This window comes from Campylobacter sp. FOBRC14 (assembly GCF_000287855.1).
GTDB classification, from domain to species: Bacteria; Campylobacterota; Campylobacteria; order Campylobacterales; family Campylobacteraceae; genus Campylobacter_A; species Campylobacter_A curvus.
The window spans coordinates 17,696-39,659 of the sequence record NZ_ALJJ01000017.1 but is presented as its reverse complement, the minus strand read 5'-3'; the positions used below and the strand labels follow the sequence as shown (position 1 = coordinate 39,659).

The window sequence follows — 21,964 nt, the reverse complement described above, 5'->3', positions numbered from 1 at the left end:
ACCTTAAAATCTAATCAAAAAATTCATCGTTAAATTTGTCTTTATCAAAATTCTTGCCTAAGAATTCGCAAATTTTCTCAAGATCCGCCCGCGCCGTCTCAAAACAGCTAGTCGCCCCTGGACTTGGCGTCATATTAAATACTACACCCTCATTTGTATCTATGCGTCCCTCGCCAAGCTCTAGCTTTTTGTTTGCCCTATCTATCACCTGAGGTCTCACACCGCCAAAATTTTTAGCATAAACAAGGTCGTCATCTCTCAAGCTAGGCACGATCTTACGGGCATCTTTTGCAAATTCTATTTTATTTATAAACGGCACTTCAAATAAGAAATTCCTCAGGATATACGAGCGGATATCATCGTCTTTGAGCAAATTTTTAAATACCTCAAAGACATTTTTATCAAATTTCAAACAGGCTAAAAAGTCAAGGACGCTGGAATTTCCGCGATATCTCTCCAGCTTTGGTATCACCAGCGCCGTAGGGCCAAAGCGAGTGTTGCCGTCTGCTAGTATATCAGGATCGCCGTGTAGCGCGGCAAAGGGGAGTTTGTCATTTTGCATCATATAGACCTTGCCGTTTAAAAAGCGCTTTTTTGCAAAGTAAAAGCTGCCTGCCACGGGAAGAGTGCTGAAATTTAGCCCGTAGCCCATTTTATGCGCAAAATATAACGAGTGCGCTCCGGCATCGACCACTACGTAATCAGCACTGATATCACGTGCATCGCTCGTTTTTAGATAAAAGACGTCGCCCGCCTTTTTTATATCAAGCACCTCGCAGTTTAGCGCGAGCTCATACTCCGGGGCTAAATTTAGGGCATTTTTCACAAGAGAGTCAGCTATCGCGCCAAAGTCCATAGTCGTGTATTGTCCGTTTCTAGCGCCCATAGCTATGATATTTTCCGGCCTCTCGCCACCATTTTCATCAAAAACTACGTTTGGCTCGATACTTTTTAAATCCTCCATCGTATAAAGCTCAAGATACGGGTAAATTTCCTTAAATGTCTCGTATCTTGCAACAAGCCTCGCAACCTCCTCATCTCCGACGCCTAGCACCATTTTTTGATGAGAAAACATGAATTTTTCATCATAACCGTGTTTTAGGGCGTATCTAACCGGCATCTTTGCGATCTTGGCGACCTTCTTGGCTTTTTGCGGCGTATAATTGGTCTCGATGTCGCCGCAATGAATCGTCTGCGAGTTACACCTGCCGTTAGAATTTAGCCCGGCTACGCTGTCATATTTTTCCAACAACGCCACGCGCGAAATATCTGAAAACGCTGCAAGCTCGTAAAATAGTGCCGTTCCACTTATGCCGGCACCTACTATCACCACATCGAAATGATTTTGACTCATCGCTTCCCCCAAAGTAAATTTACGTTAAATCATACTATATTAAACTAAAAAGCGCGCAAATACGCATCCTCTATCAGCTCTTTTTCCTTAAAAATCGACATCGCACTAAGGGCGAAATTGGGATTTCTCAGTAGCTCCTTGCCGTATGCGACCAGATCGCACGCGCCGCCTAGTAGCAGTGCCTCGCCCTCGCTCGCTCTTGTTATTAGTCCCACGGCGATGACAGGGATATTTACCGCCTCTTTGACCGCCTTTGCGTAGCCAGCCTGATAAAGCGGCGCAAATTTAGGCGCGTTATCCACACTCTCAAAAAGCCCGCCCGCCGAAACATGGATAAATGCGGCCCCGAGCTCCTCTAGCTGCTTAGCCAGCCGCACGCTGTCCGCCACGTCCCAGTCTCCCGCGACCCAGCTGTCCGCACTGATGCGAACGCCCACCGGCACGCTGGTTGCCTGCTTCACGGCGAGTAAAATTTCCCTTAAAAGCCTCGTTCGATTTTCAAAGCTACCGCCGTATCCGTCCTCTCGCTTGTTTATGCCGGGTGAGAGAAATTCATTCAGCAAATACCCGTGCGCCGCGTGCAGCTCGATGATCTCGTATCCAGCCTCCTGCGCGCGCACCGCCGCACTCACGAACGCCTCTTTCACCTCCTCGATGTCCTGCGCGCTCATTTGCTTTGGCGTCTTATAGGCGCTGTTAAATTTCACCGCACTTGGCGCGATAGGTTCGCTATCACACTCACTTTTTCGCCCTGCGTGAGCTAGCTGGATAGCCATCACGGCGCCGTATTTGGCGCACTCTTTTACTAGCTCCTTGTGCGCCGCCGTCTGCTCGTCGCTCCAAAGCCCCAGGTCTTTGTGCGTGATACGCCCTCGAGGCTCGACCGCCGTGGCCTCGACGATGATGAGCCCTACGCCGCCTAGTGCGCGAGCACCGTAATGCAACTTATGAAAGCAGCGCGGCAGACCGCTATCGTTTTTGACCTTATACATGCACATCGGCGGCATCACGATACGATTTTTGACGCGGACATCGCCGATATTCAGCGGCGTGAAAAGTAAAGCGGAATTTTGCATTTAATCTCCTTTAAATTTATCTTGACCCTATCACAAATCAAACGCTATCTAGCCCCAAGCCAGGTCGCTTTTGAGGCGAATAAAATTTGCTAAATGCTAATTCAAGCTACACTAAAATAGAGCCATTTTTTAGAATTTATCAAAATTTATCAAAAATTTTATTGAAATCAAAAGGTAAGTATTCGGATAGAATTTATCCGGTAGATATGGTAGCGCAAAAATGCAACTACCATAATGATTTTATTTTCCGGCGTCCCACGCTAGGATCGTGTTACCATCAGCGTCCGTCGCCACGTCGCCCATGCCCATTATGCTGTAACCGCAATCAACGTAGTGTATCTCGCCGGTCACGCCGCTAGCAAGGTCGCTAAGCAGATACATCGCGCTTTTGCCCACATCCTCGGTCGTAACGTTGCGTTTTAGCGGGGCGTTCACTTCGTTGTAGCGCAGGATCATCCTAAAATCGCCTATCCCGCTAGCCGCGAGCGTCTTTATCGGGCCTGCCGAGATGGCATTTACGCGGATATTTTTCGCGCCAAGATCGTGAGCTAGGTAGCGTACCGAGCTTTCAAGCGCAGCCTTTGCCACGCCCATGACGTTGTAGTGTGGGACGAATTTTGGCCCGCCAAGGTATGTGAGAGTGAGCACGGAGCCGCCCTCTTTTAGCACAGGAGCGACCGCGCGCGTGAGGCTAAGCAGCGAATAAACGGACGTGCCCATCGCGATATCAAATGCCTCCTTGCTCGTGTCGATGAACGCGCCCTCTAACGCCTCTTTTGGCGCGTAGGCGACGGCATGCACGAGGAAGTCTATCTCGCCAAGATCAGCTTTTAGCCTATCGGCTAGACCGTCCAAGTGAGCGGGGTTATTTACATCAAGCTCATATACAAATTTACTCCCAAACTCCGCAGCTATCGGCTCTACACGCTTTTTGAGCGCGTCATTTAGGTATGTAAAAGCCATCTGCGCACCGGCTTTGTGACACGCCTCGGCGATACCGTAAGCGATAGATTTGGCGTTTGCGACGCCGACTATTAGACCTTTTTTGCCTTTCATTATCATTTTGTTCTCCTTTAAAGTTGTTTGACTTTTTTTACTTACTCATCGTTAAATTTAAATTCGCCTTGATTAAGCGAAAAATCCTTTTCTATTTTGCTTGGCTTTTTTGGTTTATGCTTCGTTGCTCCTGCGCGCGCTTACGCGATATGTTCCGCCTACTCGCTGTGGCTCATCGCCCAGCAGTGGGCGACTTTGCGCCTTGCTCCCATTCGCGTGCTCGGTGCGCCTTGCCTAAACGCAAAAATCCTTCGCGATTTGTCGTTTTAAATTTTAAATTTAACACTCAAATTTGAGCAATTAAGGACAAGCGCAAGTATTTTGTGATAATTTTTGGGATTGCGACGAAAATTTCGTCCCAAGATAAGGCGCATAGCCTATCACAGGGCGAAAATTTCTAGCTCCGCAAAAAGCGCACAAAAGACGACGCACCAACTAGTTAATAACAAGCGCAAGTATCGCAAGCTGGGTTTAAATGTTTTGAAGTAAATTTCACCCCAAGATAGAACGCATAGTTCATCGCAGAGTGAAATTTACGAAATCATTTAAAGACGCTCACGAGACGACGCGATGAGATTTAAAAAATTTGTTGCATCCCAGCTCGCAGTCCCCACCAGCACTCCGCCACACTCCCTTATACGCGCGATCTCAGCGATATTTGCGGCATTTACGCTGCCGCCGTAAAGTAGCGGTGCTAGAGTTAAAGTGCAAAGAAATCCTAAAATTTCAGCGATTTGCTCCGCGCTTGCGCTTTTGCCCGCGCCGATAGCCCAAATAGGCTCATATGCGACGATCAAATTTGCGTAGCCGGTATCGATGTTTCCAAGCTGCGCGCGTAAAAATTCTTTCGTACCACCGACTTCATTTACGCTTAAATTTTCGCCCACACAGTAGATGATCTGCCAGCCGTTTTTAGCTGCAAAGTCAAATTTAGTGCGCAAAAGCCGCTCGCTCTCGCCCAAAATTTCGCGCCTTTCGGAGTGCCCGATAAGCACGCTTGAAATGCCAAATTCATCCAGCTGCGCCTTACCGATCTCGCCGGTAAATGCCCCGCTAACGCAAGGATAAAAATTCTGCGCTCCAAGCTTAAATTTATGCTCCTTCGCATCAAATGCAGTAAATGGCGCAAACACGCTCACATCGTCATTTGCGCTTAAATTTGCGTCTAAAATTTTCGCATACTCGGCAAAGCTCGCTCGGGTATGGTTGCACTTTAAATTCGCTAGAAATTTCACTCGCCAGCCTTTCTAAGCGGCTTTATACCGGGCAGCTCCTTGCCCTCGATGAGCTCCAAGCTCGCCCCGCCGCCGGTCGAGATAAAGGTCATCTCGTCCGCGTCTCCCGCACGCTCGACCACGTCCGCTGTATCTCCGCCGCCAACGACCGTGGTAGCGTGCGTCTCGACGATAGCGTGGCTCATCTTGATGCTACCTTTGCTAAATTTATCCATCTCAAAAACGCCCATCGGCCCGTTCCACCACACGGTCTGTGCGTCGGCAAGCACCTCTTTAAACAGCCGCACCGACGCAGGCCCGATGTCAAGCCCCATCCAGCCGCTTGGGATCTCTTGCACCGTGACGTATTTGACCGCACTCTCGGCAGAAAAGTTCTGCGCTGCGACGACATCGACGGGAAGGTAAATTTTGACCCCCAGCTCCTTGCCTTTTCTCAAAATTTCTCTTGCGTCGTCTATGAGCTCCTCTTCAAGCAGCGAATTTCCGATATTTTCGCCAAGAGATTTTAGAAAAGTAAATGCCATGCCGCCGCCGATAACAAGCTTATCCACGCGCGGAAGCAGGTTGTGCAGGGCTTGCAGCTTTCCACTGACCTTGCTGCCACCCACGACCGCGACGAAAGGCCTAGTCGGCTTTTTGATGAGATTTTGGGCGAAATTTATCTCCTTTTGCAGTAAAAATCCCGCCGCCTTGTGCTCGTCGTCGTAAAATTTCGTGATAGCCTCGACCGATGCGTGCGCGCGGTGGCAGACGCCAAATGCGTCATTGATGTAAATTTCGCCGAATTTAGCCAGCTCGCCGGCTAAAATTTCATCGTTTTTGGTCTCGCCCTTTTCAAAGCGTAAATTTTCAAGCATCAAAATTTCGCCGCTTTTTAGCGCGCTCGCCTTATTTTGCGCGTCAGAGCCGATGACGTCGTTTGCAAAGATGACGTCCCTGTCAAGCAACCGCGAGAGGCGTTTTGCCACGCCTTTTAGCGAAAATTTCTCTTCAAAGCCGCTCTTTGGGCGTCCAAGGTGGCTTGCCAAAACGACACTGCACCCGTTATCGAGGCAATAGCGGATCGTAGGGATCGCCGAGCGGATACGGCGGTCGTCGGTGATGTTTAAAAACTCATCCATCGGCACGTTAAAATCGCACCTGATAAACACGCGCTTTTTGGCTAAATTTAGCTCGCTGATAGATAAAATATCGCTCATTTTAGCCCCTTGCGGCTAAAACCGCGAGATCTACGAGGCGCTCGGAGTAGCCCCACTCGTTGTCGTACCAGGCAAAAATTTTGACCATATCATCGCAAATGACCTGCGTCGTGTCGCTGGCGACGATGGAGCTGTAAGAGCTCGTGCAAAAGTCGCTGCTAACGCGTGCGTCGTCATCGACTAGCAAGGTGCCATTCATCGCGCCCTTTGCCGCCGCGCGAAAGGCGTCATTTACCTCATCTACGCTCGTTTTTTTCGCCAAAACGGCGGTGAGATCGACCATCGAGACGTTAGCGACCGGCACGCGCACGCTTTGACCATGCATCTTGCCGCTAAGCTGCGGGAGCACCTTTGCGATCGCTTTTGCCGCTCCTGTCGTGGTCGGCGCGATATTTAGCGCGGCTGCGCGGCTGCGGCGGAAGTCCTTTGCCTTGACATCGACGAGGCTTTGTCCGTGCGTGTAGGCGTGGATCGTGGTCATAAGCCCCTTTACGATGCCAAAATTTTCATCAAGCACCTTGGCGACCGGTGCGAGTCCGTTTGTCGTGCAGCTTGCGTTTGAGACGATGGCTTCGCCCTTGTAAAGGTCTGAATTCACGCCGATGACATAAGTAGGCGTGTCGTCCTTTGCGGGCGCACTCATGACGACCTTTTTCACGCCCTTTGCGAGATATGGCTGGCAGCCCTCGGTCGTGAGGAATTTACCCGTGCATTCAAGCGCCACGTCCGCGCCGTAAGCTGCGTAGTCAAGCTCGTTTAAATCGCGCGTAGAAAAAACGCGGATCTTTTTGCCGCCCACCTCGATAAATTCGTCGTTTAGCACATTGACGTCTTGCTTAAACTCGCCATGCACCGTGTCATATTTCAAAAGATACCTCGTCATATCGCGCTTTGCGGTATCGTTTATAGCGACAAGCTCCACGTCATCGCGCCCCAAAATGATGCGCGCCGCACACCTGCCGATACGCCCAAAGCCGTTGATAGCTACTTTAACTGACATCTTAGCTCCTTTTGATATAATACGACTAATTTTACAGAAAACATATTTAAAACAACTATAAATAAGGCGAATTTAAGCGAATGAACCTAGCACTCTTTGGCGGCAGCTTCGACCCGCCGCATTTGGGGCATGACAGTATCGTAAAGATGGCTCTTGATAGCCTAGATATCGACAAGCTCATCATCATGCCAACATACATCAGCCCGTTTAAAAGTGAGTTTTCAGCCCCGCCCGAGCTTAGGCTAAAATGGATAAGACAGATTTGGGAACATTTGCAAAAGGTCGAAATTTCAGACTACGAGATAGCCCTGACTCGGCCGGTTCCTACTATCGAGACGGTCGAGCATCTATATGAAATTTACGACATAGACAGCTTTTATCTGATCATCGGCGCCGATCATTTAGCGACTTTGAACAAATGGCACGACTTCAAGCGCTTGTGCTCGCTGGTGAAATTCGTGATCGCCGAGCGAAATCATATCTTGATACCTGAAAATTTGCAAAAAATGGACGTAAATGTTAATATTAGCTCCTCGCAGATCAGGCACTCAAAGGGGCTTGACGAGCTGCCAAGCTCTATCAAAGACGAGGTCATAAAATTTTACCAAGGGAAAAATATGCAAGAAATTTCGATGAACGAAAGAATAGAAAATATAGTCAAAATTTTGGACGAGAAAAAGGCCGAGGAGATACAAGTCTTTGATATGTCAGACCGCGATTATTTCGTGAAATTCGTCATCATAGCAACAACGATGGGCGAGCGGCATGCCTACTCTTTGAGTGATGATCTGAAAGAAGGCCTAAAGCCGCTTGGCGAGCGATTTTTAGCCATTGAGAGCTCGCCTGATTGGATCGTGCTTGATCTTGGTGATATGCTGATACATCTGCTAAGCCCGCAATACCGCGCAAAATACAACATCGAAGAGTTTTTGAGCAAGCTTAAAGCCCAAGCGTAAATTTAGCTAAATTTCAAACGCACACGAACTAAGTTTGCCGCCCTCAAAGCCCTTTTTAAACCAACTCATACGCTGTTTTGACGAACCGTGCGTGAATGAATCGGGCGTGACACGCCCTTGATAATGCTTTTGTAGCGTATCGTCACCTATTGCGCTGGCAGCGTTTAGCGCCTCCTCGATGTCGCCATCTTCTAGCACCTTATACTGCCCCATGTAGTGCGCCCACACGCCCGCGTAGCAGTCGGCTTGTAGCTCGACTTTGACTTGCAGTGCGTTTTGCTCAACCTGGCTTTTCGTGCGCGATTTTAGGGTTTGGATATTTTCTAGCGTGCCGAGGAGATTTTGCACGTGATGTCCGACTTCGTGGGCGATGACGTAGGCTTGTGCGAAGTCGCCGGCGGCTTTGTATCTGTTCGCTAGCTCGTCAAAAAAGCCAAGATCAAGATAGACCTTTTGATCTACCGGGCAGTAAAACGGCCCAGTCTGTGAGCTGGCAAAGCCGCATTTGCTCGAGACTGCGTTTCTAAAAAGGACTAAATTTGGCTCTTTATATCTCGCGCCCTGCTCGCTAAAAATTTTACACCAGACATCTTCAGTCTGAGCCAGCACGGCCGAGACGAAGGCTACTTTTTGCTTTTCTTCGGGGCTATCGACCGACTTTTGCGCGCTCGCCGTCGAGCCACCCTCGATCAAGGCAAGCGGATTGTAACCCATAAAATACGCCACCACTCCCATGACCAAGATCACACGCCCTATGTTTGAACCCAGCAAAAATCTAATAATAGGTATGAGCGCGCCCAAGTTGCCCATACTTCCCATGCTAGTAGTGTTGTCTTGACGCTTATCTTCGACGTTGTTGCTTTGTCTGCTGTCTTGCCATTTCATTTTTGTCCTTTTTTATTTTGGCTAATTTTATCATTTAAAATTTAATGCCGCGCCGTCAAAAGGTGTGAGGCAAACGATGGATTTGAGCTAAATTTCCTTACCGAAGATCGCTTCGAGCTTTGTTATATCCAAAATAAAAGAGTGAGAAAATGCGTCTATCACGACACCGGCGTATTTATCATGTGAGCTGGCAAGCATGGCTGCGTAGTCTTTCAAACGTAAATTTAAGACCTCCTGCTCGCTGTCGTTTCGCCACTTCATCATCTCCTCGCGACTAGTAAATGCAGGAAAATAACTCTTTTTATCGCTCTCGTCCTCGAGCAAGACAAATTTTATATTCGAGCCCTCTTCCTCATAAACTACGCCGCCATCAGGCTTTGCAAGAGGGGCGGCCATTATCACCGGAGTTAGGAATTCAGCCTTTTTAAGCTCTTTTAAAAGAGCTTTTTCGTTCACCTCACATGGTTTTGATATAAATTTTTCCATCATATCTTTTAAGCTCATATAGCCCCCTCAAACGAAAATTTTAACAAACGCTAAAGACGCTGCAAAAAGCCAAATAAACATGACGATCGCCAGCAAAAACAGCTTTTTGCCGCTATCTTTCAAGACGTTTTTGTTTATCCCCATGCCAAGCGCACACATAGCAAGCGAAAGCAGGAACGTATCTATGAAATTTATGCTTCCAAGCGCCTCACGCGGGAAAAATGGCAACGAACCTACGGCGATAGCGACCAAAAACCATATCGCAAAATAGGGCACATTGGCCTTTACATTAGCCATGCTAAGATCGCCTGAAAATTTTAAATTTAAGATGCAAAGCATTATGAGAAAGGGCACTAGCATCATGACTCGCAGCATCTTGATCACCACGGCGACGCTTTGAGTCTCCTCGTTTATCGCTGCACCGGCAGCGACGACATGCGCCACCTCGTGTAGCGATCCACCCGTCAAAAACCCAGCCTGAACGGGAGTAAGCGAAAGAAACTGGATCGCCAGCGGATACAAAAACATACCGATCGTCCCAAACACCACGACCGTGCAAATGGCTACGGCGACCGCCTGTGGGCTTGCCTTTAGCACGCTTTGACTAGCCATCACGGCAGCCGCGCCGCACACACAAGAGCCCGAGGATATCAGCATAAAGCTTTTGGCATCAAGTCCCAAGAGTCTACCGATCAAATAGCCCACGCCAAAAGTGCTAAAAACGATGAAAAATGCAAACAAAATTCCGCTCGTACCCACACTAGAGATATCAGCAAATGTCAGTCGAAAGCCAAAAAGAACTATGCCAAGCCTTAAAATTTGCTTGGTCGCGACAGCTAAAACACCGTTATCTTTCAGCTTTTTGACGGCGCTTGAAAAAGCGTTTCCAAAAAACGTACCGAGTAAAATAGCGATGATGAGCGGGCTTAGGTGAAAATTTTCGAGTAAAGCTTGAGATAAAAAAATAGAGAGCAAGGAGAGTGCGGCGAGCGCTCCCCAAGAGTAAAATTTAGCCAGATTCACATACGATCTTTTGCCGTTATGCCAATGAGCGATAGTGCAGTTCGCAAGCTAAGTGCGACTACGGCAAAAAGCTTTAGTAAGCTATCTTCGTTCGCACTGCCTATGACGCGGTTTTCGTTGTAAAATTTATGAAAGCTGGCAGCTAGCGATTTTAGATAGTCGCTTACCTTTTGAAGCTGCCTTGAAGTAAAGGCGTCCTCTAAAATTTCAGGAAGAGTAAGGGCCTCAAATAGTAAATTTTTAGCGTTATCGTCTAAATTTTCAAGGCTCGCATCAAGCACATCAGACACGCTTTTACCGGCTTTGATGAAAATTTGATTCACGCGCGCATGGGCGTAGTTTATGTAAAATATAGGGTTTGAGCTGTCCTCTTTTTTGAGCTCGTCGATGTCAAACTCAAGGCTGCTCGTGTTGGCCTTGCTTATAAAGATGAATCTAAGCGCGTCAGAGCCGATCTCCTCTACTATGTCGCTCATAAGTACGGCATTTCCCGCGCGTTTACTCATCTTATAGGGCTTGTCGTCTTTTAGTAGGCTCACCATTTGCATCAAGATGATCTCCAAACGGTTCTCGTCATATCCTAAAAAATTTATCGCAGCTTTTAGGCGTGCGATGTATCCATGGTGATCCGCGCCCCAGATATTTATGTAGTGATCGTAATCTCGCCCGAATTTATCGTTGTGATAGATGATGTCGCCGGCTAAGTATGTCGGTCTGCCGTCGTTTCGCACGACGACGCGATCGTTATCGTCGCCAAGCGTAGTCGAGGCGATATATGTCGCACCCTCTTTTTCATACATTTGATTTGAGCGCTTTAGCTTTTCGATAGTGGGCTCTAGCTCTTTGTAAAGCGCCTTCTCACTCGCCCAGCCTTGGATGCTTATCCCCACACCAGCCAGATCTTTTTTGATGATATCAAGCACTATATCTTTGCCAAATTCGGCCAACTCGAGGTTTCTAGCCTCGTCGTAAAATATCTCTTTTCCAAATTTTTTAAGCGCTTCGTTAGCGATATCTACGATGTATTCGCCGCGGTAGTATTTCTGCGGATACTCTACGTTTTCATGAAAAAGCACGTCGCGAGCGGCAAGAGAAATGGACGTGCCAAGCAGGTCGATTTGATTGCCCGCGTCGTTTATGTAGTATTCTGTAAAAATTTTATAGCCCAAATGCGTGCCGATACGGGCCAAAGTATCGCCATAAACCGCACCCCTTACGTGTCCGATATGAAGCGGGCCGGTCGGGTTTGCGCTGATATACTCTATGAAAGTACTGCCATCTTGCCTTGCTTTGCCGCTTGCAAATTTATCGCCGTTTTTCAGAGCGTCTTTTGAAATTTCATCTAAAAATTCGCCCTTTAGTTTGAAATTTAGATAGCCGTTCACGGCGCTTACCTCAAAAATTTTGCTATTTTCAAACTTACAGGCAAGCTCGTTTGCTATCGCTACGGGCGACTTTTTTAGCTCCTTAGCAAGGCTAAATGCAAGCGGAGTGGCGTAGTGAGCCAGGCTTTTGTCTTTTGGCTTTTCCAGGACGAAGTCACGCCCTAAAATTTTAAAAATTTCAGACTTTATGATCTCTTTCAACTCAAAAGCCTAGGCGTTTTTAGTGGTTTCTTCTACTTTTGCATCGACGACGTCATCGCCCTTTTTCTCGACCTTCTCGATAGGCTTGTCGTCCTCCATCTCGGCTTTGAAGCTCTTGATGCCTTTGCCAAGTCCTTTTGCGAGCTCAGGTATCTTTTTAGCCCCGAAAAGCAATACGATAATCACAAGAATAATAAGTAATTGATTGACTCCGATAGCCATTTTTTCTCCTCATTTAAAATTTTTACGAAATCTTAGCATAAAATTCTGAATTTTCTAGCAGTCTATCCAGCTATCAACGGTTTGACGTAAATTTATATTTGCACTCTTTAGCCTCATCGCGTGCACCACAGATTTTAGCCCGCGATAGCTCTTTTCTATGTCGTCATTTATCAAAAAATAATCATACTCTAAGATATGCTCCATCTCACCGACTGCGTTCATTAGGCGGTTTTCTATCGTTTCAGCATTGTCTGTGCCACGATTTTGCAAACGTTTTTTAAGCTCTTTTTTATTTGTAGTCGTGATGAAAATCGACGTGATATAACTTTTAAACTTTTCAAGCGCTATATGAAAGCCCTGCACATCGATGTCAAAGATCACGATCTTGCCCTCATTTAGCGCGCTCAAAACGGGCTTTAGGCTAGTGCCGTAAAAATTTTTATGCACCTGCGCCCATTCTAGGAATTCTCCGTTTTCTATGCCTTTTTTAAACTCATCCTCGCTTATAAAATAATAATCCACGCCCTCTTTTTCGCCGTCTCTGATCGCTCTTGTCGTACTTGAGATAGAAAAGCACAGATCACTTTCTTCTTTCAAAAGCCTGCTTAAAAGTGTGCTCTTGCCGCTACCACTAGGCCCTGAAACGACTAAAATTTGCCCCTGCAATTACTTTTCCTCAAAGCTTATGTTTATCTTGATATTCATATCTTTCAGCGCTTCTTTGATCGAGCTTTCATCAAGTGAGCTCGTTATATGCTCGGTTATCTTTTTAGTAAGCTCCGCTTTGATATCCTGTGGATTTTTACCGCTTTTCTCCTCTTTTGCGGTAGGCGCTTCGCCCTTTAGCCCAAAAGCCTTTAGCATATCCGCCTCATCTATCTCGTCTATGCTGTTTGGCTGCGTATTTTCGCTTGGTTCGTCTGAATTTAGATCGACCGCTTGTTCAAGCTTTGCGTCCAGATCGCTTTCATCTATCGCTACATCTTGTAAAATTTCTTGCTGCGGCTCATCAGTGGCCTCGTTCGTTTCATCGACGATTTGTATCTTAGGCTCGTCTTGGTCTAAATTTTCATCACTCAAGGCGGAATTTATCAGCTCGTCATTAAGCTGCGCATCATCGATCTGCTCGTCTAAATTTAGATCTGACGCCTCCTCGAGCTTGGCATCCAAAGTATTTTCATCTATCGTTTGAGCGACCTCGGTGCTAAATTCCTCATCGCTGCCGTCAAAGTCATCGGCAAGCGTATCGACTAGATTGTCTTTCGCCTCGCTCTCTTCGGGCTCGTCAAAGTCGCTCTCCTCGGCAGCAGCGCTCTCGTCTAAATTTTGTAAATTTTCCTCTTCGTTTAAATCATCTAGCGCTTCGATCTCGTTTAGAGCGTTTTTCGTAGCGTCTATATCGCTTACAAACTCATCTTTAGGCTCATCTGACACGTCATTCATAGTATCAAATTTCGTCTCATCATCAGACTTTGGCTCGGCTGAAATTTCATCTTGATCGCTATGTTTTGGCGTATCGTCCATATTTTCTATCTCATCTACTAGCGAGCTTAGCTCATTCATATCGCTGTTATCGTCATTTTGAGGCAGTAGATCTTTTGCGAGATCATCATCGTCAAAGCTATCTTGCGAGGCTAAATTTTGCTCCGCCTCACCCGCGTCCAAGACCTTTTCTTCAAAGTCAGTCTCGTCAAGCTCGATCTCATCGGCCAGCTTGTCCGCATCCTCGGCGCCATCCGTAGCGACCTCATCCTCTTCGCCAAGATCAAGCTCATCAAGCTTTATATCCTCAAGATCGATATCGTCTATGTTTAGATCGGTCTCTTCTTGTAGCTCTTCATCGATCTTTGGAAGCTCGAAATTCTCATCTTCAAGTTGCGCTGCATGCGTATCGTCAAAGTCGCTAAAATCGCTCATCGCATCGTCTTTGGCAAAATTTGCAGTATTAGGCTTGCTTTGTTCAAAAATATTTATAAATTCCGTCGGCAAAAACGGCTTTTCAAGCGAAGTCGTTGCAAATTCCGGCTTTTGTCCGCCACGAGGCACGAGATACATGACACTATCAAAACCGCTAAAGTCAAAATCGCCCGTATCGATGTCGCTATCGACGATAACGTAATCAAAGCTATGATCAAGACCGCTGATATCGTCAAATTCCGTATATTGTGCGCCGATCTTGTTTAGGCTCAAAGTTATCAAACGCGAAACGGCGGGGTTTTTATTTACGAGTGCAACTTTCATTATCTCTCCTTTGCCTGAAAGACTTATTTTATGATAAATTTCATTGCGCTTTTCTTAATTTAGAAAAACAAATTCGGCAAATCGTTAATAATTTGTAACAGCATATCGCCGACTATTTTCATCATACCCGCTAAAATCGCGATCAAAACGGCAAATCCGATCGTGATCTTTATCGGATAGCCCACGACTAGCAGGTTAAACTGCGGCATCGTTTTCATAAGCATCCCAAATATCGAGTCCGAGAGCAAAGAGAGCGCGATGATCGGAAAAGATAAAATAAAACCGAACATAAACAAATTCGCAAAAATTTTTAAAGCGTAGCTCATCACCCCAGCACTTGGATAAAAATCGCCTAAAGGTACATGTGCAAGGGAAGCGGCGTAAAACTGTAGCAGCAAATGATGACCGTCAAACATCAAAAACGTAAGAAGGGCGAGGAAATTTATCATATTTGCAATGACCGGCGAGCTTGCTCCCGTTTGTGGATCTAGCACCGTCGCCATCGAAAATCCCATAACCATGGAAATTTGCTCTCCGGCCATCTGAAGCGTAGCAAACACGATCGTAAGCATTAGTCCCGCGCAAAGACCCAGCATCGCCTCGCTCAAAATTTCGACGAATAAAAAATTTATGGCATGTTCGTGCGCATGTGACATCGGAAAAAAGACGATACAAAGCATAAAAACCAGCAAAGTCCGCGCCGTGAGCGGGATCTGGTTGTGCGAATAAAATGGGAAAAAGACGATGAGACCGCTAAGACGGGCGAACAAAAGCATGAAGGTGATCGCTCTATCAGCGCCAAAAAACGAAACTAGCTCCATATCTCTCTTTTGTTTTTTGATGGAATTTTAGCCCGTTTTGAATTTCATATAGATAAATTTATTTTTGATCTTGTAACGAGGCTTCGTCACGAGCAAATAAAGCGATATCTTACAGAAATTTGGCGTCAAAATTTAGGATGAAATTTTGGATAATTCTTTGTTTTCCAGTTTGTAGACATTGTCGCATTTAAGCGCGAGCTCGTTATCGTGCGTGACTAATACGAGCGCAGCGTCGTTTGCTTTGATATAGTTAAACAGCGTCCGCATCACTTCAAGGGCGGTCTGCTTGTCTAAATTTCCAGTCGGCTCATCGGCAAAGATGACACGAGGCTTTTTAGTCAGCACCCTGGCGATCGAAACGCGCTGTTGTTGTCCGCCGCTAAGCTCGCCGACCTTTTGATTTAGCACATCTGAAATTTTTAGCGCTTCAAGCTGTCTTTTATCGATAGGCTCTTTTGCCAAGATGCTTGCAAGCTCGATATTTTCATGTGCGTTAAAGCCTTTAAAAAGATAGTGCGCCTGAAATATGATGCCAAATTCTAGTCGGCGGATCTTTATAAGCTCGTTTTGAGAAAGCGAATAAAGAGATTTGGCGTCATAAATGACTTCACCGGTTTTTGGCTTTAAAAGAGTCGAAAGTATATGCAGTAGCGTCGATTTACCGCAGCCACTAACGCCTAGTATAGCGGCGCTCTCGCTGCTATCAAGTGTAAAATTCACATTTTCAAAGAGCGTATAATCATACGCAAAGCCTAGATTAGACGCTCTTAAAATTTCCATTTAGCCGATTTGCGCCGCTACTTCAGCCGCAAAGTCATCGACTTTTTTCTCTAGTCCCTCGCCAAGCTCGAAGCGGACGTATTTTACGATCTCGATCTTGCCACCAAGCTCTTTGCTCTTTTCAGCAAGCACCTGTTCGATCGTTTTTTTATCGTCCATGACGTAAAACTGGCCTAGAAGCGTTAAGCGCTGATCCAAGATCGTATTGTCAGCGTAAAATCTCTCGATCTTGCCAGGGATTATCTTATCCCAAATTTTCTCAGGCTTGCCCTCGGCTTTTAGCTCCTCTTTAATCTCATTTTCAACGCCGGCTAGAATTTCAGGAGTGATCTGAGACCTGCTAGCAAAACGAGGTATATGATGAAGCGGCTTGCCAAGGCGCTTTAGCTCCTCGTTTTCCTTTTCCAGCTCTGCTTTTAACGCGATGAATTCTTTTTCGACAAAGTCCTTCTCAAGATCTTTGTAGCTTATCACGGTTGGCTTCATCGCAGCTGCATGCATGCATAGATTTCTGATAAATTCAGCCGCTTTTTGCGCGACCTCTTCACTCTGGCACGCTGCGCCTATGAGCACGCCCACGCGTCCGTTTGAATGCACGTAGCCGTTTACTACGCCTTTTTCATCGGCGCTTATGGTTTCAAACCTGCGAACGACCAAATTTTCACCGATAGTTGCGATCTGAGTTTTGAAATATTCTTCAAATTTCACGCCGTTTAGCGTGCTTTCGTTTAGCTCTTCAACGCTTGTGATACCTTTTGCTTGGATATGAGCCGTAGTATCTTTTGTGAGCGCTTGAAACTGCGGATTTCTAGCGACGAAGTCGGTTTCGGAATTTATCTCGCTTATAGTCGCTCTCTTGCAGTGCTCGCAAACTTCGACGCTTACTAGACCCTCGCTAGCTAAGCGGTCCGCCTTTTTCGCAGCCTGACCAAGACCCTTTTCGCGAAGTATATCTACGGCCTTTTGCATGTCGCCATCAGCCTCGCTCAAAGCCTTTTTGCAGTCCATCATACCAGCCCCAGTGCTTTCACGGAGCTCTTTTACCATTTGTGCAGTGATTTCCATTATTCATCATCCTCGCTGGCGAAATCTTCCTCGCTCATCGCCTCTGCAACGACCGCATCTTTTTCCTCTTGGCTCACTTCGGCCTCATCTGCATTTGCGTCGCTATCTTGCTCAAGAAGTGATTTGCCCTCGTTTATCGCCTCGGCCATCTCTTGGCAGAAAAGCTGGACTGAGCGTATAGCATCGTCGTTACCAGGGATCGGATAGTCTACCACGTCAGGATCGCAGTTTGTATCTATCGGTGCGACGACTGGCATTTTTAGGCGGTTTGCCTCTTGAACGGCGATCTTTTCTTTAACGGTATCGACGATAAACACCATATCAGGTAAATTTTTCATATTGCGGATACCGCCAAGCGTAGCGATCAGCTTCTCTTTTTTGCGGCGAAGCATTAGCGCTTCTTTTTTAGTCAGTAAATTTATAGAGCCGTCTTCTTCCATCGTCTCGATAACCTCAAGCTTGCGGATAGACTGGCGGATAGTGCCGAAATTTGTCATCATACCGCCTAGCCAGCGATGATTGACATATGGCATGCCGCATTTTTCTGCATACTCTTTGATCGCTTCGACCGCTTGCTTTTTAGTACCCACAAAAAGGATAGTCTTGCCCTCGGCAGCCGCGTCGCGAACGATGTTATAAGTATAGCGGAAATAACGGATCGTCTTTTGTAGATCTATGATATAGATACCTTTTCTCTCGCCAAAGATAAATTTTTTCATCTTTGGGTTCCATCTGCGTGTTTGGTGTCCGAAGTGAACGCCGCACTCTAGTAAATCTCTCATTGTGACCATGAGTTTGCTCCTTATGGGCTTTGCCCGAAATTTAGGTTTATCCTCCACACCCATTAACAAAATTTTGAAATTTTGCAACCAAATTTTAGGACTGGTGTGTGTGAAATAAGGTTTGGATTATACTGAAATTTTCCTAAAATTAAACTAAATTTAAGGGCGTAAATTTAGGCTAGCGTTCGCACGCTTTTTCATATTTCAGCTCGCAGGCGCGTTTTAGAAATTTTACGGATTTTACTTCGTTCTTTTTTACCATATCTCCGCTCTTGTAGTAAGTCCCCAGCACGAAACACGCCGCACCGTCGTTCTTTTTACACCCTTCCTCATAAAGACCGATCGCTTTTTTGCGCGAATTAAAGCCACCTTCTAGTCGGTAAAGATCGCCCAAACTCGTGCAAGCAGGCCCGTATCCGCCTAGGCAAGAGCGCTTGAAATAAATCACCGCCGTCCTAACGTTTCGCTTGACTCCGCTTCCGCTGTAATATATCTCTGCCGCCCTGAAGCACCCGAGCATATCGCCTCTTTCGCATAGATAAATAGGCGTTTTGCTCACGCCTTTGTAAATTATCCTTACCGGTGGGTTTTGTTGTTTATGCTCGGTTTGAGGCTGCTTCGTATCGGGCGAGGTTTGCTCGTGTTTTGTTTGTGACGATAGCCCTACGTCCTGCGAGCCGTGGACCAAAGCCTGCAAAAAGGCCGATAATATCAGCAAACTAAACACGATTTTTCTCATTTTTTTCCTTTAAATTTCAGGCGAAATTTAGCGCAAATTTACTTCAAAGCAAATTTAAAAGTGCTCTCATAGACGTTTTCGTCGCACTCGGCGCTATCTTTATACGCAGTTTTATAAAGCACGCTCACCGCATATTCGCCGGCCTTGAAAAGCTTGATGTTTATGCGCCCGTTTTTATCGGTCTTGCCCCAAAATGCGCGCTGCTCGTTATCATGCGTATTTTCAAGATATGGCGATATGACGCCCACATCCACGCCTGCAAGCGGCTTGCCCTCAAACAGCACCTGCATGCCAAAAAACTCGTCTACGGCGAAATTCGCAGGGTTGCTAAGCGGAACGATCTCTAGCGTCTGACCTATCGGCTTTACGACGCTTTCATCGGCTACTCCGACGTTTAGCACCGCTTTAGCACTCATTTTAGCCAGCTCGCAGTATTTCACGCCTTGCCCGTTTTTCCTGTTCGTTTGCATCTGCCACTTGCCATCAGCCATTTGGCTCCAAAATGTAGGCTTATACTCGCCAACGACGATATACGAGCCCTTGGCTACCTTTTTGCCCTCGAAGTTGAAATTCTCGCCCTTTTGTTCGACTTCGAATTTCTCGCCATTTTTTAAAAGATATGGTGTCTGGAAAAGTTGGACACGCTTTTGTGAGATAGGCTCTACGCCCGGGAATTCATGCCCGTAGCCTATTTGGATGTTTAAAACCTTGTCGTTTGCGGCATTTAGCCAAAAGTCATGCGCACCGGCCGAGGTCAAAATACCGCCAACGATCAATGCAAAAGCGCTCTTACTAATTTTCATAACACTCTCCTATTTTGAATTTGGAAGTCAAAATAGTAGCGTAAATTTTATTAAATGCAACTAAGTTGCACATTATTTACTAAGCTGGGTATCTTCTTCTATTTTCATTAAAATTTTAAAAATTTCCTCGATCTTTAGGCGCTCGCTCTCGTTTAGCTCCATTTTATCAGAGTTTAGAAAGCTCTTTACGATAGCTTCGTTTTGTAAAATTTCAACGTCAAATTTTCTGGCATTTTGAACTATTTTCAAAGCTCTAGGGTCTTGATTTTTAAAATTTTCATAAGCCAAATTTACTGCCTTTAACCGATCTTTTTATCATTTTAGCATCGCAAATCCGCAAAATCGCCCCGTCACGCCGTCTCTTCGGTATGAAAAATACCGCTCGTCACAGTGCGTACAAATTTCGCTAAATTTAACCCTCACGCTAAGCGCGGCAAATTCATCTTTGAGCGCGGCGTTCATGTCAAATTTGCCGCCGTTTTTGTAGCGCTCAAATTTGCCTAAATTTAGCTCGCCCACCTCGTAGCAGTCCCTTTTTATATTTGCTCCGACAAATGCGCACAGATCGTGGCTCTGACAGCCAAATTCGCTTTTCATTAGCTTGACCGCGTTCGTGCAGATTTGCCCCACCACGCCCGCTCTGCCTGCATGCACGGCAGCCACGACGCCACGCACGCTATCTACAATGAGAACGGGCGAGCAGTCCGCGACCAAAACGCAAAGCATGGCGCCTTTTAGATCCGTGACGAGCCCGTCGCAAGGCGGCAGCTCATCATTTAAATCGCGCAAAATTCGCACCTCGTTTGAGTGGATCTGCTTCATAAATTTTAAATTTTGCAACGGCAAGCCTAAATTTGAAGCTAAAATTTCACGATTTTTCGCGACGTTTTGCGGCAGATCACCCACGTGATCCCCTAAATTTAGCCCCGCATACGCCCCGACGCTAACTCCGCCAAAACGCGTGGTAAAGCCTGCCAGCACGCGCTCGTCTTCAAACGCAACGTCTAAATTTAACATCAATAAAGGCTCACGATGTGATCGATCTGCTCCCACGTCACGGGCTTAAAGCCCAGCTGACGCGCGACGTAGCGGGCGAGCATATCACTCTCAACATTGACGCGGCGTCCCACTTTGAACTCGCAAAATAGGCTCTCGCGAAAGGTGATCGGGATGATCGTTAGGCGCACGCCGTTTTCCAGCACCTCGTTTATCGTCAGGCTCACGCCCTCGACTGCGATGCTGCCCTTGTTTGCCATGAGGTGCATCACGCTGGCGGGTAAATTTATGAAAAAATCAACGCCGTTTTCGTTTTTCACGATGCGCACGACCTCGCCGATAGCGTCGATGTGCCCTTGCACGAGATGACCATCAAGCCTGCCATTTAGTCGCATGGCCGGCTCGATGTGCACGCGTCCTTTTAGATTTTCCGTCGCGATGTGAGCCCTTGTCTCGGCACTTAGCTCCACGCTAAATCCGTCATCATGAAGCCCGACTACGCTAAGGCACGCGCCATTTACCGCGATGCTATCGCCTAAATTTGGCTTGTAGCTCGCTTTCAAACGCAGCAAATTTTGCGAATAGTTCGCGACCTGCGCGATCTCTCGTATGAGTCCGTTAAACATTGTTTCTCTTTGTTATTTTTTGTAGAAATTATAGCGACTAAAGGTAAAAAGGCTATAAATTTAAAAGAGCAGACGCCGCTAGCGCGGTCATCTTAATTTATTCTTCGTATGCGCCGACGGATAAAATTTTATCGATCCTCTTTGCGACGAGCTCATCGATGCTAAGCTTTTCAAGCTTCTCGAGCTTTGATACGAAATAGCTCGCCAGCTCTTTTGCCGCACCGTCTTTGTCTCTGTGAGCTCCGTTTATCGGCTCTTTTATGACATCGTCGATGAGCTTTAGATTTTTAAGATCGTCAGCCGTGATCTTCATGACTTTCGTAGCTTGCTCTTGTTTGGAGGGATCGTTCCAAAGTATCGCGGCACAGCCTTCAGGAGAGATCACTGAAAATACGGAATTTTTCATCATCGCTAGCTTATCCGCTACTCCGATGGCTAGCGCTCCGCCGCTTCCACCCTCGCCGATGACTACTGCTATTGTAGGGACTTTTAAATTTGCAAACTCGAAAAGGTTACGTGCGATAGCCTCGCTCTGACCGCGCTCCTCTGCGCCAACGCCAGGATATGCGCCCGGGGTGTCTATAAGAAATAAAATAGGAAGGTTAAATTTTTCAGCCAATTTAGCGACTCTCAAAGCCTTGCGGTAGCCCTCAGGATGAGGCATACCAAAATTTCGCCTAAGTTTATTTTTCGTTCCTCGACCCTTTTGCTCGCCTATCACCATCGCCTTTTTACCGCCGATGTAACCGACGTAGCAGACTATGGCCGGGTCGTCGCGAAACGCTCTATCTCCGTGAATTTCATACGCATCCATCAAAAACGACCTGATATAATCTATCGCGTAAGGGCGATCAGGATGGCGCGCCAGCTGTAACCGCTGATACTCGTTTAGGTTTTTATAAACCTTTGCGACCTCTTTTTCTAAATTTTTATTTAAAATTTCGACGGCATGCTCATCGCCTTTTATCCTGGCGTTTGCTATATCGTCGTCTATTTGTTTGATGCTCTTTTCAAAGTCTAAGTAGCTTGACAT

Annotated in this window: 24 protein-coding genes; 1 reads left to right on the top strand and 23 read right to left on the bottom strand. The window is 46.5% G+C overall.

Translation table 11 applies throughout. The features are described from left to right. Window positions 1-10: 10 nt before the first annotated feature. From HMPREF1139_RS08475 to gap, 6 genes are all read right to left on the bottom strand, one after another. Window positions 11-1,354: an FAD-dependent oxidoreductase gene (locus tag HMPREF1139_RS08475; RefSeq protein ID WP_009651090.1), complete on the bottom strand. Its 1,344-nt coding sequence runs from the start codon at window positions 1,352-1,354 to the stop codon at window positions 11-13. A 44-nt stretch (window positions 1,355-1,398) separates the two neighbouring features. Continuing rightward, window positions 1,399-2,430, bottom strand: coding sequence for an NADH:flavin oxidoreductase/NADH oxidase (locus tag HMPREF1139_RS08470; RefSeq protein ID WP_009651036.1), 1,032 nt, complete (start codon window positions 2,428-2,430; stop codon window positions 1,399-1,401). 240 nt (window positions 2,431-2,670) lie between these two features. After that, window positions 2,671-3,492 (bottom strand): enoyl-ACP reductase FabI, encoded by an 822-nt coding sequence (gene fabI / locus HMPREF1139_RS08465; RefSeq protein WP_009651067.1) that lies wholly within the window; start codon window positions 3,490-3,492, stop codon window positions 2,671-2,673. Between the two features lie 539 nt (window positions 3,493-4,031). Then, window positions 4,032-4,721: a triose-phosphate isomerase gene (locus tag HMPREF1139_RS08460; protein WP_009650977.1), complete on the bottom strand. Its 690-nt coding sequence runs from the start codon at window positions 4,719-4,721 to the stop codon at window positions 4,032-4,034. Then, window positions 4,718-5,920, bottom strand: a complete 1,203-nt coding sequence (locus HMPREF1139_RS08455) for a phosphoglycerate kinase (RefSeq protein WP_009651052.1) — start codon at window positions 5,918-5,920, stop codon at window positions 4,718-4,720. The genes HMPREF1139_RS08460 and HMPREF1139_RS08455 overlap by 4 nt, the downstream gene beginning before the upstream one ends. Before the next feature lies 1 nt (window position 5,921). Then, entirely contained in the window at window positions 5,922-6,920 is a 999-nt protein-coding gene (gene gap / locus HMPREF1139_RS08450) for a type I glyceraldehyde-3-phosphate dehydrogenase (RefSeq protein WP_009651007.1), read from the bottom strand. 80 nt (window positions 6,921-7,000) lie between these two features. On the opposite strand from gap, the gene nadD reads away from it, so the two are divergent. Continuing rightward, complete coding sequence (nadD, locus tag HMPREF1139_RS08445; protein WP_009651038.1) at window positions 7,001-7,876, top strand: nicotinate (nicotinamide) nucleotide adenylyltransferase; 876 nt, start codon at window positions 7,001-7,003, stop codon at window positions 7,874-7,876. Between the two features lie 6 nt (window positions 7,877-7,882). On the opposite strand, the gene ypfJ is transcribed toward nadD, so the two are convergent. The 17 genes from ypfJ to accA form a co-directional block, all read right to left on the bottom strand. Beyond that, window positions 7,883-8,761, bottom strand: coding sequence for a KPN_02809 family neutral zinc metallopeptidase (ypfJ, locus tag HMPREF1139_RS08440; protein ID WP_009651057.1), 879 nt, complete (start codon window positions 8,759-8,761; stop codon window positions 7,883-7,885). A gap of 87 nt (window positions 8,762-8,848) precedes the next feature. After that, window positions 8,849-9,265, bottom strand: coding sequence for an SseB family protein (locus HMPREF1139_RS08435; protein WP_009651029.1), 417 nt, complete (start codon window positions 9,263-9,265; stop codon window positions 8,849-8,851). A gap of 9 nt (window positions 9,266-9,274) precedes the next feature. Further along, window positions 9,275-10,270 (bottom strand): YeiH family protein, encoded by a 996-nt coding sequence (locus HMPREF1139_RS08430; protein WP_009651047.1) that lies wholly within the window; start codon window positions 10,268-10,270, stop codon window positions 9,275-9,277. Then, window positions 10,267-11,856, bottom strand: coding sequence for an arginine--tRNA ligase (argS, locus tag HMPREF1139_RS08425; protein WP_009651101.1), 1,590 nt, complete (start codon window positions 11,854-11,856; stop codon window positions 10,267-10,269). Before argS ends, HMPREF1139_RS08430 begins: the two co-directional genes overlap by 4 nt. A 9-nt stretch (window positions 11,857-11,865) precedes the next feature. After that, a complete protein-coding gene (gene tatA / locus HMPREF1139_RS08420; RefSeq protein ID WP_009651014.1) occupies window positions 11,866-12,078 on the bottom strand; it encodes a twin-arginine translocase TatA/TatE family subunit in 213 nt (70 codons plus the stop codon). A 54-nt stretch (window positions 12,079-12,132) separates the two neighbouring features. Continuing rightward, a complete protein-coding gene (gene gmk / locus HMPREF1139_RS08415; protein WP_009651075.1) occupies window positions 12,133-12,744 on the bottom strand; it encodes a guanylate kinase in 612 nt (203 codons plus the stop codon). Then, window positions 12,745-14,319 (bottom strand): hypothetical protein, encoded by a 1,575-nt coding sequence (locus tag HMPREF1139_RS08410; RefSeq protein ID WP_009651020.1) that lies wholly within the window; start codon window positions 14,317-14,319, stop codon window positions 12,745-12,747. It lies immediately after the preceding gene. Between the two features lie 59 nt (window positions 14,320-14,378). Then, on the bottom strand, window positions 14,379-15,140 hold the full coding sequence (fliR, locus tag HMPREF1139_RS08405) for a flagellar biosynthetic protein FliR (RefSeq protein WP_009650972.1): 762 nt from the start codon (window positions 15,138-15,140) through the stop codon (window positions 14,379-14,381). Window positions 15,141-15,272: 132 nt separating this feature from the next. Next, complete coding sequence (locus tag HMPREF1139_RS08400) at window positions 15,273-15,920, bottom strand: ABC transporter ATP-binding protein (protein ID WP_009651033.1); 648 nt, start codon at window positions 15,918-15,920, stop codon at window positions 15,273-15,275. Next, a complete protein-coding gene (tsf, locus tag HMPREF1139_RS08395) occupies window positions 15,921-16,985 on the bottom strand; it encodes a translation elongation factor Ts (protein ID WP_009651037.1) in 1,065 nt (354 codons plus the stop codon). It abuts the gene before it with no gap. Next, on the bottom strand, window positions 16,985-17,776 hold the full coding sequence (gene rpsB, locus HMPREF1139_RS08390) for a 30S ribosomal protein S2 (RefSeq protein ID WP_034966413.1): 792 nt from the start codon (window positions 17,774-17,776) through the stop codon (window positions 16,985-16,987). Before rpsB ends, tsf begins: the two co-directional genes overlap by 1 nt. A gap of 169 nt (window positions 17,777-17,945) precedes the next feature. Further along, window positions 17,946-18,506, bottom strand: a complete 561-nt coding sequence (locus tag HMPREF1139_RS08385; RefSeq protein ID WP_009651045.1) for a tetratricopeptide repeat protein — start codon at window positions 18,504-18,506, stop codon at window positions 17,946-17,948. A 38-nt stretch (window positions 18,507-18,544) separates the two neighbouring features. Further along, window positions 18,545-19,309, bottom strand: a complete 765-nt coding sequence (locus HMPREF1139_RS08380) for a DUF4198 domain-containing protein (protein WP_009651082.1) — start codon at window positions 19,307-19,309, stop codon at window positions 18,545-18,547. A 72-nt stretch (window positions 19,310-19,381) separates the two neighbouring features. Further along, window positions 19,382-19,597 carry a hypothetical protein gene (locus HMPREF1139_RS08375; RefSeq protein ID WP_009651025.1) on the bottom strand — a complete coding sequence of 72 codons (216 nt, stop codon included), beginning with the start codon at window positions 19,595-19,597 and terminating at the stop codon, window positions 19,382-19,384. Between the two features lie 27 nt (window positions 19,598-19,624). Beyond that, the gene (locus tag HMPREF1139_RS08370; RefSeq protein WP_009651085.1) at window positions 19,625-20,326 is read right to left on the bottom strand and encodes a polyphenol oxidase family protein; all 702 of its coding nucleotides are present in this window, start codon (window positions 20,324-20,326) and stop codon (window positions 19,625-19,627) included. After that, window positions 20,326-20,931 (bottom strand): riboflavin synthase, encoded by a 606-nt coding sequence (locus HMPREF1139_RS08365; protein ID WP_009651017.1) that lies wholly within the window; start codon window positions 20,929-20,931, stop codon window positions 20,326-20,328. The genes HMPREF1139_RS08370 and HMPREF1139_RS08365 overlap by 1 nt, the downstream gene beginning before the upstream one ends. A 97-nt stretch (window positions 20,932-21,028) precedes the next feature. Next, on the bottom strand, window positions 21,029-21,964 hold the full coding sequence (accA, locus tag HMPREF1139_RS08360) for an acetyl-CoA carboxylase carboxyl transferase subunit alpha (RefSeq protein WP_009651087.1): 936 nt from the start codon (window positions 21,962-21,964) through the stop codon (window positions 21,029-21,031).